Origin of the sequence: Nocardia puris (assembly GCF_036051655.1) — a bacterium.
GTDB lineage: Bacteria > Actinomycetota > Actinomycetes > Mycobacteriales > Mycobacteriaceae > Nocardia > Nocardia puris.
Genome location: NZ_CP107943.1, coordinates 1,678,571 through 1,691,920, shown reverse-complemented (window position 1 = coordinate 1,691,920; position 13,350 = coordinate 1,678,571). Strand labels below are relative to the sequence as shown.

At 70.9% G+C, this 13,350-nt stretch carries 16 protein-coding genes; 9 read left to right on the top strand and 7 right to left on the bottom strand.

What is annotated here, in order from left to right; all coding sequences use genetic code 11:
• Window positions 1–7: 7 nt before the first annotated feature.
• Window positions 8–1,966, bottom strand: a complete 1,959-nt coding sequence (gene htpG / locus OHB21_RS07465; protein WP_067509945.1) for a molecular chaperone HtpG — start codon at window positions 1,964–1,966, stop codon at window positions 8–10.
• Window positions 1,967–1,981: 15 nt separating this feature from the next.
• Window positions 1,982–3,637, bottom strand: coding sequence for a TM0106 family RecB-like putative nuclease (locus OHB21_RS07460; protein ID WP_407675231.1), 1,656 nt, complete (start codon window positions 3,635–3,637; stop codon window positions 1,982–1,984).
• Window positions 3,638–3,865: 228 nt separating this feature from the next.
• Between OHB21_RS07460 and OHB21_RS07455 the strand changes: the two genes are divergently transcribed.
• From OHB21_RS07455 to rraA, 8 genes are all read left to right on the top strand, one after another.
• Window positions 3,866–4,492, top strand: coding sequence for a DUF6474 family protein (locus tag OHB21_RS07455; protein WP_067509953.1), 627 nt, complete (start codon window positions 3,866–3,868; stop codon window positions 4,490–4,492).
• Window positions 4,493–4,498: 6 nt separating this feature from the next.
• A complete protein-coding gene (locus tag OHB21_RS07450) occupies window positions 4,499–5,116 on the top strand; it encodes a hypothetical protein (RefSeq protein WP_195124936.1) in 618 nt (205 codons plus the stop codon).
• Window positions 5,117–5,156: 40 nt separating this feature from the next.
• Entirely contained in the window at window positions 5,157–5,822 is a 666-nt protein-coding gene (locus OHB21_RS07445) for a YcnI family protein (protein ID WP_067509940.1), read from the top strand.
• Entirely contained in the window at window positions 5,822–6,355 is a 534-nt protein-coding gene (locus OHB21_RS07440; protein WP_067509938.1) for a copper resistance CopC family protein, read from the top strand. The genes OHB21_RS07445 and OHB21_RS07440 overlap by 1 nt, the downstream gene beginning before the upstream one ends.
• Window positions 6,336–7,301 (top strand): CopD family protein, encoded by a 966-nt coding sequence (locus tag OHB21_RS07435; RefSeq protein WP_084537749.1) that lies wholly within the window; start codon window positions 6,336–6,338, stop codon window positions 7,299–7,301. The genes OHB21_RS07440 and OHB21_RS07435 overlap by 20 nt, the downstream gene beginning before the upstream one ends.
• Window positions 7,302–7,337: 36 nt before the next feature.
• Window positions 7,338–7,793 (top strand): SRPBCC family protein, encoded by a 456-nt coding sequence (locus tag OHB21_RS07430; RefSeq protein WP_067509936.1) that lies wholly within the window; start codon window positions 7,338–7,340, stop codon window positions 7,791–7,793.
• A gap of 35 nt (window positions 7,794–7,828) precedes the next feature.
• A complete protein-coding gene (locus OHB21_RS07425) occupies window positions 7,829–8,209 on the top strand; it encodes a DUF5313 family protein (RefSeq protein WP_195124935.1) in 381 nt (126 codons plus the stop codon).
• 79 nt (window positions 8,210–8,288) lie between these two features.
• Window positions 8,289–8,774: a ribonuclease E activity regulator RraA gene (rraA, locus tag OHB21_RS07420; RefSeq protein ID WP_067509932.1), complete on the top strand. Its 486-nt coding sequence runs from the start codon at window positions 8,289–8,291 to the stop codon at window positions 8,772–8,774.
• Window position 8,775: 1 nt separating this feature from the next.
• Here the strand turns inward: rraA and OHB21_RS07415 are convergent, their stop codons facing one another.
• Genes OHB21_RS07415 through OHB21_RS07405 form a run of 3 tightly spaced genes read right to left on the bottom strand, consistent with a single transcriptional unit; the run spans window position 8,776 to window position 10,681 of the window.
• Window positions 8,776–8,997: an RNA-binding S4 domain-containing protein gene (locus OHB21_RS07415; protein WP_067509929.1), complete on the bottom strand. Its 222-nt coding sequence runs from the start codon at window positions 8,995–8,997 to the stop codon at window positions 8,776–8,778.
• A 56-nt stretch (window positions 8,998–9,053) separates the two neighbouring features.
• Window positions 9,054–9,698 (bottom strand): TetR/AcrR family transcriptional regulator, encoded by a 645-nt coding sequence (locus OHB21_RS07410; RefSeq protein ID WP_067509927.1) that lies wholly within the window; start codon window positions 9,696–9,698, stop codon window positions 9,054–9,056.
• On the bottom strand, window positions 9,695–10,681 hold the full coding sequence (locus tag OHB21_RS07405) for an SDR family NAD(P)-dependent oxidoreductase (protein ID WP_084537748.1): 987 nt from the start codon (window positions 10,679–10,681) through the stop codon (window positions 9,695–9,697). Before OHB21_RS07405 ends, OHB21_RS07410 begins: the two co-directional genes overlap by 4 nt.
• A gap of 140 nt (window positions 10,682–10,821) precedes the next feature.
• On the opposite strand from OHB21_RS07405, the gene OHB21_RS07400 reads away from it, so the two are divergent.
• Complete coding sequence (locus OHB21_RS07400; protein ID WP_067509925.1) at window positions 10,822–11,589, top strand: SDR family NAD(P)-dependent oxidoreductase; 768 nt, start codon at window positions 10,822–10,824, stop codon at window positions 11,587–11,589.
• Window positions 11,590–11,643: 54 nt separating this feature from the next.
• On the opposite strand, the gene OHB21_RS07395 is transcribed toward OHB21_RS07400, so the two are convergent.
• Both OHB21_RS07395 and OHB21_RS07390 read right to left on the bottom strand, forming a co-directional pair.
• The gene (locus OHB21_RS07395) at window positions 11,644–12,462 is read right to left on the bottom strand and encodes a class I SAM-dependent methyltransferase (protein WP_195124934.1); all 819 of its coding nucleotides are present in this window, start codon (window positions 12,460–12,462) and stop codon (window positions 11,644–11,646) included.
• Window positions 12,463–12,580: 118 nt separating this feature from the next.
• Window positions 12,581–13,108: a peptidase gene (locus tag OHB21_RS07390; protein WP_195124933.1), complete on the bottom strand. Its 528-nt coding sequence runs from the start codon at window positions 13,106–13,108 to the stop codon at window positions 12,581–12,583.
• Window positions 13,109–13,350: the final 242 nt, after the last annotated feature.

Below are 13,350 nucleotides of genomic sequence, written 5' to 3'. Positions count from 1 at the left end.
GATCGATCTACAGCGTCCGGGTGAGCCGATCGGTGAGGATGTGGGCGAAGCGCGCCGGGTCCTTCAGCTCGCCGCCCTCGGCCAGCACGGCCGTGCCGTAGAGCAGTTCGGCGGTTTCTGTGAGCTCGGGCACTTTGCCCTCGTCGGCATCGGGCTTGCGCGTGTCGTAGGCGTCGCGCAGGCCGGTGACCAGCGGGTGGGTCGGGTTGAGCTCGAGAATCCGCTTGGACTCGGGCACGATCTGCCCCGACGCCCGGTACATGCGCTCGAGCATCGGCGTGAAATCGAACGTGTCGCCGACCAGGCAGGCGGGCGAGGTGGTGAGCCGGTTGGTCAGGCGCACCTGCTTCACGCTGTCCTCGAGCGTCTTGCCCAGCCAGCTCAGCAGCTCGGCGAAGTCCTTGTCCTGCTGCTCGCGCAGCTTCTCGGACTCCTTCTTCTCCTCCTCGGTCTCCAGATCCACCTCGCCCTTGGCGATGGACTGGAACCGCTTGCCCTCGAACTCCGGCACCGAGCCGACCCACATCTCGTCGACCGGATCGGTCAGGATCAGCACCTCCAGGCCCTTGGCCTGGAAAGCCTCCAGGTGCGGGGAGCTCTCCACCTGCTGGCGGGACTCGCCGGTCATGTAGTAGATCGCGTCCTGGCCGTCCTTCATCCGCTCCACGTACTGCGCGAGCGTGGTCAGCTCCGACTCGGAGTGCGTGGACGCGAACGACGACACCTGCAGCAGCGTCTCGCGGTTGTCGAAGTCCGAGAGCAGGCCCTCCTTGAGGACGCGCCCGAACTCCTTCCAGAACGTCTGGTACTTGGTCTGGTCCTCGGCGCCCTGCAGGTCCTTGACCGTGGACAGCACCTTTTTCACCAGCCGCTTGCGGATCATCTGGATCTGGCGGTCCTGCTGCAGGATCTCGCGCGACACGTTCAGCGACAGGTCCTGCGCGTCCACCACACCCTTGACGAACCGCAGGTACTCCGGCATGAGCTCTTCGCAGTTGTCCATGATGAACACCCGCTTGACGTAGAGCTGCACACCGCGCTTGTGCTCGCGGGTGAACAGGTCGAACGGCGCGTGCGAGGGCAGGAACAGCAGCGCCTGGTATTCGAAGGTGCCCTCGGCCTTGAGCGGGATGATCTCGAGCGGATCGTCCCACGCGTGCGAGACGTGCTTGTAGAACTCCTTGTACTCCTCGTCGGAGACCTCGCTCTTGGGCCGTGTCCACAGGGCCTTCTGCGAGTTCAGCGTCTGCGTCTCGACGATCGTCTTCTCTTGCTTCTCCTCGCCCTCACCCTCGGTGACGGTGCGCTCGACCTCCATGCGGATCGGCCAGGCGATGAAATCGGAGTACTTCTTGACGATCTCGCGGAGCTTCCACTCCTGCGTGTAGTCGAAGAGGTGGTCGTCGGGGTCGGCGGGCTTGAGGTGCAGCGTCACCGCGGTGCCCTGCGGCGCGTCGGCGACCTCTTCGATGGTGTAGGTCGAGCTGCCCGCCCCGGCCTCCCAGCGGGTGCCCTCGGACTCGCCCGCCTTGCGGGTGGTCAGGGCGACCTTGTCGGCCACCATGAACGTCGAGTAGAAGCCGATGCCGAACTGGCCGATCAGCTCCTCGGCCGCGGCCTCGGACTTCGCGTCGCGCAACTGCCTGCGCAGCTCGGCGGTACCCGACTTGGCCAGGGTGCCGATCAGGTCGACGACCTCGGCGCGGGACATGCCGATGCCGTTGTCCCGGACGGTGAGGACCCGATTGTCGCCGTCGACCTCCAGCGCGATGTGCAGATCGGAGGTGTCGACGGCCAGGTCCTTGTCCTGGAAGGACGCCAGCCGCAGCTTGTCCAGCGCGTCGGACGCGTTCGAGATCAGCTCCCGGAGGAAGGTGTCCTTGTTGGAGTAGACGGAGTGGATCATCAGCTCGAGCAGCTGATGAGTTTCTGCCTGGAACTCGAGTTGTTCGACGTGCTGAGTCACGTCGCGATGTTACCGCTACGGGCGCACCGCGGAACCGGCGGCGGAGGCGTCCCCGGAGCGCACCCGCGGCGGGTCGCCGAAGTCGGCCAGGGCGGGCACCTCGAGCTCGGCGCAGTGCGGATTCGGCGTCTTGGGCGCCATCCATTCGCGCAGCACCCAGGTGGCGCGCACATCGTCCTCGTTGTACTCGAACAGGCGGGTGCGCTGGCTCAGGTCGGGGGGCGCGTCGTAGCCGACGGCCAGCCGGTACCAGCTCATCGACGCCTCGCCGCCGGCCTCGGGATCGCGCCAGGAGAAGCCCGCCACCGGCGCGATCTTCTTGAGGCCCTTGCCGTTCGGGCAGATGAACTGATCGGTGACGGCCTGGAACATGTCGACCCATTCGGGGCCGTCCACGAAGGCGCGCACCTGCTCGACGGTGGGCACGCCGGGCCTGCCCGCGAAACGCTTGGCCGATTCGTAGAGCCATTTGTCCTCGGCCGTGCGCGAATAGCAGTAGGCGGCGAAGGTCTTGCCCGCCGCGACGGCCTGGGCGCGCACGGTCATCAGCCAGGTCCAGAACTCGCCGAAGGAGCGGCCCTCGTCCTCGGTGGGCAGCGGATCCCAGGTCACGAACGGGCGGTACACGCCGTCGAGCAGGGTGCCCCACAGGTAGGCGCCGAACTCCTGGAAGCTCTCCAGATCCACGTCCACCTCGACGTCGGCGCGACGCACCCGCACCCGGTCGAAGCGGCGCACCAGCGGGGCGCCCGCCAGCCACGCCCGCGCGGTGACCACCGCCTCGTCGAACGGGCCGTGCTGCCAGTCCTGCGGGTCGGGGCCCTGCCAGGCGGCCAGGTCGTCGATGGTGCGCACGCCGTGGCCGCGCAGCACGTCGGCGCGCGAACCCGGCGCCACGACGCTCACGTCACGGTGCTCGATCAGCCAGGATTCGCAGCTGGGCCCATCCACCCCGCGCGTCCACCACGGGCACTGCCTGCACTCGGGCACCTTGGACGGTTCGGTGGGCAGTTCGCCGCGCACCACCGCGATACGGTCGGCGTAGCGGCGGTCGTAGTCGGCCAGGATCGGGGCCACGTCGTGCACCAGGATGCGGTCGAAGTGATAGCCGATCACGCCGCCCAGCAGCGACGGGCTGGCCAGGCCGCGGCGCTGCAACATCCGGTACAGGTGGGCCAGGCGCTGCTGGTCGCGCGGCTGCTGGCGCAGTTTGCGGGCCGGGTCGGGGCGCGGGTCCCAGCGGAACAGATCGGAGGTGACGGGGTGGAAGTCGGCGGGTTCGGGACGGCGCGGATCGGTGACCTTGTGGTTCACCACGATGACGGGGATGTAGCCGCCGCGGTCCAGATCGCGCAGCAGGATCTCCGCGCCGCCGCGCCTGCCGGTGTCGGGTTCCTGCGGCAGCAGCCCGCCCCAGATGCGGTGTGCCCCTTGTTCACACGCGCGCAGCGTGGCCTCGGCCCGGTCGCCGGCGCGCAGGGCCGGATCGATCACCACCCAGGCCTCGGGCGCGTCGGCCACCAGGGTCTCGCGCACCTTGTCGCGGTGCGCGGCGGCGGCGTCGCGGCGCTGGCGCACGCCCGGATCCTCGGCGACGCCGCGCACGATCTCGGGATGCGCGGCGTCCATACGCAATCGGTGCCTGCAGCCGATGAGCGCGCGGGCGTCCAAGAACGCGGTGCGACTCGCACCCGGCCGCGTGTCGGCCGGGTGCCCCTCGTCTCGACCCTCGCGGTCGCCGCTGCCCGAATCCACGTATGCAGTATGGTCCAGACCCCCGACAGGACACGGTGTGCCCTCGCTGCCCGGCGCCCGCACCCGATAAGGTGGGCGCGAACCGCGTGGTAGACGGCAGACGCTGCGACGCTGCCCACACACAGCATGACGGAGGGCCTTCCGATGGGGTTGTTCACGAAGCGCAAGCGGCGACCGAGTCGCCGGGCCGAGGCCAAAGCCCTCAAGCACAAGGCGGCGGTCGAGGCCAAACTGCTCGCGAAGAACGACCGCAAGTCCCGCCGCGCCGAGGCGCGCACCCAGCGCAAGGTGGCCAAGCAGCAGATCGCCACGCTGCAGGCCGAGGAGAAGGCCGCGCTCAAGGCGGCCGCCAAGGCCGAGCGGGACCCGTTCAGCGCGAGCCAGGTGCGCAAGTACATCGGCGTGGCCCGGGTGCTGGTGCCGGTGCTCGCGCCGCTGGCCTACCGGGGCGCCACCTTCGTGCGCGGGCAGCTCGACACCCGCCGCGCGCATCAGCTGGGCGTCGGCGTCGATCAGCTCGGCGACTTCGCCGGGCACGGCGGCAAGTTGCAGGCGCGCATCGCCAACACCGAGGCCGCGCTGGGCAAGCTGGAGAGCCCCGACACGCAGAAGTTCGTGGCCACCACCCGCGAGCGCCTGGGCAGCCTGGACGCCGCGGTGCGCACCGCCGAGCAGATGCCCGCCACTCGCAGGCGCGCGGTGCACACCTCCATCTCGCACGAGCTGTCCGGCATCGAAGCCGATGTGCTGGCGCGCCTCGGCGTGAACTGAGTCCGGATGTCTGTCGATCGGGGCACCGGCCCGCCGCGCGGCGGCGCGGCCGGTGCGCTGGTCGGCGGGCTCGCGGTCGCGGCCCACGGCGCGGCGGGCGGCGGCTACCCCGATTCGGCGGAATTCGCCCTGCTACTGGCGGTTTCGGTAGTCGCCGGGTGCGCGGCGGCGGCGCGTGGTTCCCGTCCGGTGGTGGGTGCCGACTTGTCCCGAGCCGGTGGCACTTTCGCGCGGACGCCCTCGAATGCCCTTGCCGGGGGCGGGTTCCGGTTGCTGGCGGTGCTCGGGCTCGGTCAAGCGGCCGGGCACGTCGTGCTCGGGGGAATGACCGGTCACGCCGGCGGGGGCTCGCATGTGGCGCAGACCAGTTCGTCTATGGCGGGTCTAGTGCCCGGCGGGTGGATGCTTTTCGCGCACATCGTCGCGACATTCGTCTGCGCGCTGCTGATCCTCGCGGCGGAGCGGTTCTACGGGCTCGTATCGAGCGTCATCCGTGCCGTGCGATACGCGCCCCGCACACCTCTCGTCGCTGAACCCCCGCTGCGTTCCCGGCGCGGTGCGAGCTTCTATGTCCATCTTCCGAAGGTCTCGACAGGTCCGCGCGCGCCGCCCGCGTGCGTGTGAATCCCTCCACGAAACCCCCTCGGACAGAAAGACATTCCCTATGCGCACAGCGCTTTCGCGCGCCTGTGGCGCGGCGGCCTTGGCCGCCACCGCCACCCTGTTCACCGCGGGCACGGCCGCCGCCCACATCACCGCCGACGCGCCCGGCGCCACCCAGGGCGGGTACGCGTTCGTCACCTTCCGGGTGCCCAACGAGTCGCCCACCGACGCCGCCACCACCGAGGTCACCGTGACGGTGCCCAACCTGCGCAGCGCCTACACCCAGCCGGTGCCCGGCTGGAGCGCCCGCGTGGACCGCAACGACAAGAACGAGATCGTCGCCGTCACCTGGACCGCCGAACCCGGCGCGCCCGGCATCACCGACGGCCAGTTCCAGGGCTTCACGGTCGCGTTCGGCCCGATGCCGCAGCAGGAGCGCGTCGAGTTCCCGGCCAAGCAGGTCTACAGCGACGGCAAGGTCGTCGACTGGAACCAGAGCGACGCCGACGGCAAGCTGGTGCCCGCCCCCGCGCCGAGCATCACCCTGGCCGCCGGTTCCGGCGAGCACTCCGACGGGCACGGCGTCGACGCCTCGGCGGCCGACACCGGCGCCGACGCCGCGGACGAGTCCGACGACACCGCCCGCTGGCTGGGCGGCGCGGGCCTGGCGCTCGGACTGTTCGCCGTCGCGCTCGGCCTCGGCAACCTGATCCGGCGGCGGTCGTGATGCGCCGCGCGCTCGTCGCGGTCCTGCTCGCGCTGGGCTTCGGGCTCGCCGCGACCGGCGTCGCCGCCGCGCATTCGGCGGTGGTCGGCAGCGTGCCGGAGGAGGGCGAGGCGATCCGGGTGGGTCCCGAGTGGGCCAGCGTGACGTTCAACGAGGAGATCCAGCCGAGCTTCCCGTCGCTCACCGTGGTCGGGCCCGACGAGAACCTGTGGTCCAAGGGCGAGCCGGTGGTCGAGGGCCGCACCGTCAAGGTGGCCGTCGGCGCGCTCGGTCCCACGGGTGAGTACCGCCTCGCGTACCGGGTGACCTCGGCCGACGGGCACGTGGTCGGCGGCTACCGGGTGTTCACGCTGACCGAGCAGGGGACCGGCACCCCCGGCCCGCGCGCCGACGGCCGCACCGACGAGGCCCAGGGCGGCGGCGACTCCGGCGGCATCCCGGTGTGGGTGTTCGTGCTCGGCGGCGTGGTGCTGTTCGGCGCCGGTCTGGCGGTGGCCCTGTTCGGGTTCAGCGGTGGGACGAAGAAGCGCTGAGGACCGCGGTCCGTCGCGGCGTCCGACGACCGGCGGCCGGGACGCGGGCGCACTGCTGCTCGTCGTCCCGGCCGGGCTGCTCGGCGTAGTCGCCGCGTGGTTGCTGACAGCGCCGGGCCCGCTGCCCGCCGAGGCGATCGTGCGCGTGCTCGCGGACTGCGCGGGCGCGACCGTCTTCGGGCTGGCCGCGCTGCCCCGGCTGCACGACCGGCTCGCGCCGCCCTGGCGGCTGCTCGCGGCGCTGGCCGCGCTGTGGTGCGCGACCGAGTTCGCGGTGCTGGTGTTCGAGGCGGCCGAGGTGGTCGGCGTGCCCGCGCGCAGGCTGGGCGCGGGCGAGTTCGGCACCTTCCTCACCGAGCTCAGCGGCGGGCAGGTCGGCATCGCCATCCTGATCGGCACGGGCGCCATCGCCTGCTACGCCGCGCTGGCCTTCCGCGAAAAGGTCGACGCCGCACCGGATCTGGTGCTGGTGTTCGCCGCCGTCGCGCTCACCCTGCGCCCCGTCACCGGGCACATGTCGCAGCAGGCGTTCGGGTCGGTGCTGGCCGCCACCCACGCGCTGGCGGCCGCCGCCTGGTTCGGTCTGCTCGCGGCGCTGGCGCTGGTGGTGCGTTCGCGCGGCGGCTGGGCGGCCGCGCTGCCGAGGTACTCGGCGGTGGCGCTGCCGCTGGTCGGTGTGGTGGGGGTGACCGGGCTGGTCAACGGGCTGGTGCGCGTGGGCGGGGTGCACGCGCTGGTCGACACCGGCTACGGCCGCATCCTGCTGGCCAAAGCGGCGGTGCTGGCGGCCCTGCTCGCGCTGGGTTGGTGGTGGCGGCGCGACTGGGTGCGCCGCGCTGCCGACCACCGGATGGATGCCGGAGATTCGCTGCGCCGGGCCGTGCTGGAGGTGACGGTGATGGCGGTGGCGTTCGGCCTGGCGGCCGCGCTCGCCGTCACGGCGTGACCCGCGGCCGGTCGCGCACCGGTTAAGGTGGGCGCCATGACCGAAGTGAAGATCGTCGCGGACTGCGCCGCCTCGGCCGAGTCCGCGTTCGAGTACGTCAACGACTACCGGAATCTGCCGAACTATTTCCACGGCATCCAGTCCTTCACCCCGGTCACCGAGCAGACCGAAGGCGTCGGCGCCGCGTTCGACGGCCACATGAAGCTGGGCCCGGCCTCGCTGCACTCCCGCGTCGAGGTGGTGCGCTGGGAGAAGAACTTCGCCATCGCGATCAAGTCCATCAAGGGCTTCGAGATCGAGTCGACCTTCCTGTTCCACCCCAAGACCGACGCCCTGTCCACGGTCGACGCCATCGTCGACTACCGGGTGCCGGGCGGACTGGCGGGCAAGGCGCTGGGCCGGACCATCGAGCCGTTCGTGAAGATCGCGGTGAAGCACACCACCGACAACCTGATCAAGCAGATCGCCGAATTCCACGCCGCGCGCGGCTGACCCACGCCGGCCCGGCCGGTGGGATCATGGCAGTCATGAGCGAGCGCACCACCCCGACCTTCGTCCAACGGGTCGGCTACATCTGGGGTCGCACCCTGCCCCCGTCGATGTCGGACTGGGTGCTCGCGGATCTCACCGGGCCGGGCGCCACGCGCCGCTACCTGCTGCGCATCCTCGTCCCGATCATCCCGCTGCTGTGCGTGTTCCTGCTGCTGCCGGGCCCGCTGTGGATGGGCCTGTCCATGATGGCCCTGCTGTACCTGCCCCTGATCTACTTCACCATCGCGCTGACCTACGTCTTCCGCAGGCACCGCCTCCTCGAGCACGGCCTCGACCCGGCCCTGGCCGACGCGGGCGCCCGCGCTCGCGCCGCCGACACCCGCCTGGCCTACGAACGCCGCCACGGCCGGGCCTGAACCGCGCCGGAGCGACCCGGATCACACCTGGTCACCCACCGGAACCGCGGGGTGGGCCGGGCGTCCTAAGCTGACAGCCGTGACCGAATCAGTGAACGTTGCCACCGCCGATCTGGCCGATGAGATCGGCCCCGAGATCCGCAGCTGCGATACGCAGTTCATCCAGTTCGGCGGACGCGAGGTGTTCTCCGGGCGGATCACCACGATCCGCTGCTTCCAGGACAACCTGCTGGTCAAGCAGACGCTGAGCGAGCCGGGCGAGGGCAAGGTGCTGGTGGTCGACGGCGGCGCGAGCGTGCACACCGCCTTGGTCGGCGACATCATCGCCGGGCGCGGCGTGGACAACGGCTGGGCCGGCGTGATCGTCAACGGCGCGGTGCGCGATTCGGCGATCCTGCGCACCCTCGACATCGGCGTGAAGGCGCTGGGCACCAACCCGCGCAAGAGCACCCAGACCGGCAGCGGCGAACGCGACGTGCCGGTGGAGTTCGGCGGCGTCACCTTCGTCCCCGGCGAGGTGCTCTACAGCGACCACGACGGCGTCGTCGTGCGCGCCGAGGACTGAGTCAGCCCGCGGCCACCCGCACCTTGTGACCGGCGAGGACGACCACGTCACCGGCGTGCAACTGCCGCCCGCGACGTAGTTCGACCTCGTCGTTCACGCGCACCAGTCCCGAGGCGATCACCGTCTTGGCCTCCGAACCGGAATCGATCAGGTTGGCCAGCTTCAGGAACTGCCCCAGCCGAATCGCGTCGTCATCGATCGGCACATCGATTGGTTCCGACATACCCCCATCCTCGCCCCAGGACGGTGTGAACACCAAAACCCGGGTGGCCTGCCCTGTCAGAGTCCGGCGGCCGCCGAGCCGTACAGGTCGCCGCCGCGGCGGACCATGTCGAGCAGGGGGTCGCGCAGGGTGCGCAGGCCGTCGATGTCGTCGGCGGCGATGCGGGCGGTGACCATCGCGCTGACGGCGGCCGCCAGGGTGCGGCAGGCGAAGCGCTGGGCCTCGGTGGTGGCGCCCAGCACGTCGGCGATCAGGGCGACGAACGATTCCTGCAACTCCGCGCGGCGTGCCACCGCGCGCGAGCCCACGGCGTACACCTCCACCAGATACAGCCGGGCGTAGGCGGGTTCTTCGATCAGGCCGTCGAAGTACGCGTCGAGCAGGCGCCGCATGCGTTCCAGATCCGGACCGTCGGAGTCGCCGGTGGTCGAGGCCGAGGTCACCCGCGCCACCAGCCGTTCCACGGCCCGCTCGAAGGCGGCCTCGAAGCAGTGCTCCTTGGAGCGGAACTGCTCGTAGAAGGTTTCGCGGGAGACGCCCGCCCGCTTCAGCACGGCCGCCACCGAGGTGTTCACGTAGCCGCCGTCGGCCATCGCGTCGGCCATGGCGTCCAGGATGCGGTCGCGCTGCGCGGCGATGACCTGTTCGCGCGGCAGACCGTGACGCCCCCTCGGCAATTGGCGAGCGGACCCGTTGGTCATGCTGATTCTTCTTTCGCATGCCCGAGGGGCCCCGCGTGGTGACGCGAGCTGCCGCCTCCGGGCCCTGACTCGGTCATGCTGTGGGCTCCCGGGCGGTCGCTGTCGCGGTCCGAGCGGACGATGCGGCGCGGGCGGGCGGGCTGTTCGGTGGTGAACGGCGCGTCCTCGGTGCGGGCGATGTCGAGGGCCTCGGCGACGCCGCGGCGCAATGCCACATCGATCACCCGCTGGGCGATCGGGCGGAACGGCAGCACCACCGCGACCCACCACGGCGAGACCACCTGTCGCTTGCGCCGGGCGATCGCGCGTTCGGTCGCATCGATGGCCGGCCCCAGCGGCGCGACGCCGGACACGGTGCTGCGGCCCAGGATTTCCCTGGCCGCGGCGGTGCCGAAGCCGCGCGTGGTCATATCGGTGTCGAGTTCGGCGAAGTAGGCCACGCCCACCTTGGCGCCGGTGTGGCGGACCTCGTTGCGCAGGGTGTGGCCGAGCGCCTCCACCCCGGCCTTGGACGCGCTGTAGGCCCCGGCCAGCGGCAGGTGCACGGCCGCGGCGAGCGAGCACATGATGAGCACGTAGCCGCTCGGGTGACAGACGTGCGGGCCCGCCGCGCGCAACGTGTAATACACGCCGAGCACGTTCACCGCCAGCGTCTCCTCCAGCACGCCGGGATCGCCGCCCAGCAGCGAGAGTTGTTTGGCCACACCGGCATTGGCGACCACCGTGTCCAGCCCGCCGAGTTCGGCGACGAGCGCGTCGACCACCCGCTGCACCTGCGCCGGGTCGCCGATGTCGCAGTACCGCCACGGCGCGTCACCGCACTCGTGCGCCAGCTCGGCGAGCAGGTCCGGCTCCAGGCCCAGTAGCGCCACCCGCGCGCCGTGCGCGTGCAGCTGCCGGGCCAGTGCGGCGCCGATGCCCCGCGCCGCCCCCGTGATCAGCACCTTCCTGCCGGTGACGGCCGGGCCGGTGAACAGCTTCATGCGGCGACGATACCACCGATGAACAGCGATGTTCGCAAATATTCCGCCCCCGCGAGGGAGCCGTGACCCGCCTCTCACCGCGACCCGTTAGGGTGCAATTGACGAAAGGCCAACTGGCTGTCACGAATGAGAGGACCATCGTGGAGATTTCGGGTTCCGCCGCCATCATCACCGGAGGCGCATCCGGCCTCGGCGCCGCCACCGCCAAGCGTTTCGCCGATCTGGGCGCCACCGTCTTCGGCCTGGACGTGCCGCAGTCGATCGAGCGCGCCGGCGACAACGTGCCCGCCGGAGTCACCCTCATCCCGGCCGACGTGACCAGCGGCGACGAGGTCTCGGCCGCCGTCGCGAAGGTCGTCGAGTCCGGTGCGCCGCTGCGCATCGTGGTCAACTGCGCCGGTGTCGGCTGGGCCGGGCGCATCCTGTCCAAGAACGGCCCGCACGATCTGGAGCTGTTCCGCACCGTCATCACGGTGAACCTGCTCGGCACCTTCAACGTCATGCGCCTGGCCGCCGACGCGATCGCCAAGACCGACCCGGTCGACGAGTACGGCCAGCGCGGCGTCGTCATCAACACCGCCTCCGTGGCGGCGTTCGAGGGCCAGATCGGCCAGATCGCCTACTCCGCCTCCAAGGGCGGCGTGCACGGCATGACGGTGCCCGCCGCGCGCGACCTGGCGCAGTTCGGCATCCGCGTCAACACCATCGCCCCCGGCATCATCGACACCCCGATGCTGGCCGGCGTCACCGAGGAGTACCGCAAGGGCCTCGAGGCCGGCGTGCCCTTCCCCTCGCGTCTCGGCCGTCCCGACGAGTACGCGCAGCTCTCGCAGTACATCGTCGAGCACGACTACCTCAACGGCGAGACCATCCGCATGGACGGCGCGCTGCGTATGGCGCCGCGCTAAAGCGTTCCCGCGACAGGGCCGCCTCTGAGTTCCGCTCGGGGGCGGCCCTTTTCGTCAGCGCTCGGGCTTGTGGCCGATGCCCAGGAACGCGGTGGTCGACAAGAGGGAGTGCGGGCGGTAGTGCTCGTTGAGATAGGCCCGCATCGAAGCCGACCTCTCCTCCCACGCATCCTCGCCCAGGGAACGCCGCAAGAGCACCAGGGGCGCACTGCTGCGCGCCATCTCCGTCCACAGATGGTCGGGGTCGTCGTAGGCCACGGCTGAGGTGTGGCGCTGGATGGACACGCCCGCGAACCCCGCGCCGCTCATCTCCCCGGCGAACACCTCCGGGTTCTCCAGATTCAGGAAGTCCGGTTGCGGCTCGCGGATCGCCGGATCGCCCGCCGAGAGCGCGCCGAACATCAGCCGCATCAGCGGCGACTCCGCCACCGGCGCCCAGCTCGACACCACCGCCACCCCGCCGGGGCGCAGCACGCGGAACAACTCGGCGAAACCCTTGGGCCGGTCGGGGAAGAACATCAGGCCGAACATCGAGAACCCCGCGTCGAAGGTGTCGTCGGGGAACGGCAGCGCCTGGCCGTCGCCGTGGGTGACCTCGACATTGGTGAGCCCGGCCGCCGCGGCCGCCGCGCGCAGCCGGTCCAGCATGGGCTCGGCGAAATCGACGGCGTCGACCCGCGCGACCTGCGCCGCGGCGGGCAGGCTCAGCGTGCCGGGCCCGGCCGCGACATCGAGCACGCGGGCGGTCTCCGGTAGCCCGGCCAGCTCCAGGGCGCGGGCGGAGAACGGCGCCATGATCGCGAGCGCCGATTCGGCGTAGCCGTCGGCGACCAGTTCCCAGGGTGCGGCGGCGGCGAGCGGATTGCCAGACATGTTCCTCCACGATCCTTTCGACCGTCTGAGGCTAACCGCGCGGGCCCGTGCGGAACCACCAACTCATGCGAATGTCGCTGCGCGCGAATGTGTTCGCCCGCGCCCAGATCCGGCGCGCTCAGGCCGCGAGGAGCATCGCCAGCACGGCGGTGTCGGGATCGCTGATCGGGTCCAGGCCGACGCGGCTCACCAAAGACGTGACCGTGCCGTCGGATTCGGCCTCCACCCAGGCCGCGCGATGCTCGAGCCCCAGGTGCGGCACACCCGGCAACAGCACACACCCCGACGCGGCACCCACGCACTCCGGCAGCGAGGGGCGCGTCTCCGAGGGCGGATGCAGCATCAAAAGGGCGGGCGGCTGATGTTCGGCGAACCGGCCCGGTTCCACCGCCTCCTCGCCGAGCACCGGCCCCTCGGCGAGCACCAGGCCGACGGTGCCGGGGGCGGGATCGTCGGGCAGTTCCTCACGCACCCCGAACACGGTGGAGGTCGAGAGCAGGCCGGGCAGGCTCGCGACCCGCACCGCGAGCACCAACACCTGCGCCCACTCCTTGGTGGTGTCCGGCCAGCGGCCGGAGATCACGAATCCGCGCAGCGACCCGCGCGCATGGAACGGCGTGACACCGATCGGCCCGTTCGTCCGCATGGTGGCCTCCCGTCGTGAAACCGGGGGCGGCTCTGCCCGTCCTCGAACTGTGGAAACTGAGAATGACCCTCGACCCACCTGGCACACAAGTACCAAAGAGTGCTAGGGGAACGGGAGAGAGACGAAAAGGCTCCCCGACCACGGGCCGGGGAGCCTTCACGTAACAACTGATTTCGCACGGACATGGGTAACTCGTCGGGTACGCCCAGAACTCGGCACGTCGGCGATCCGGCAGCCCGGTC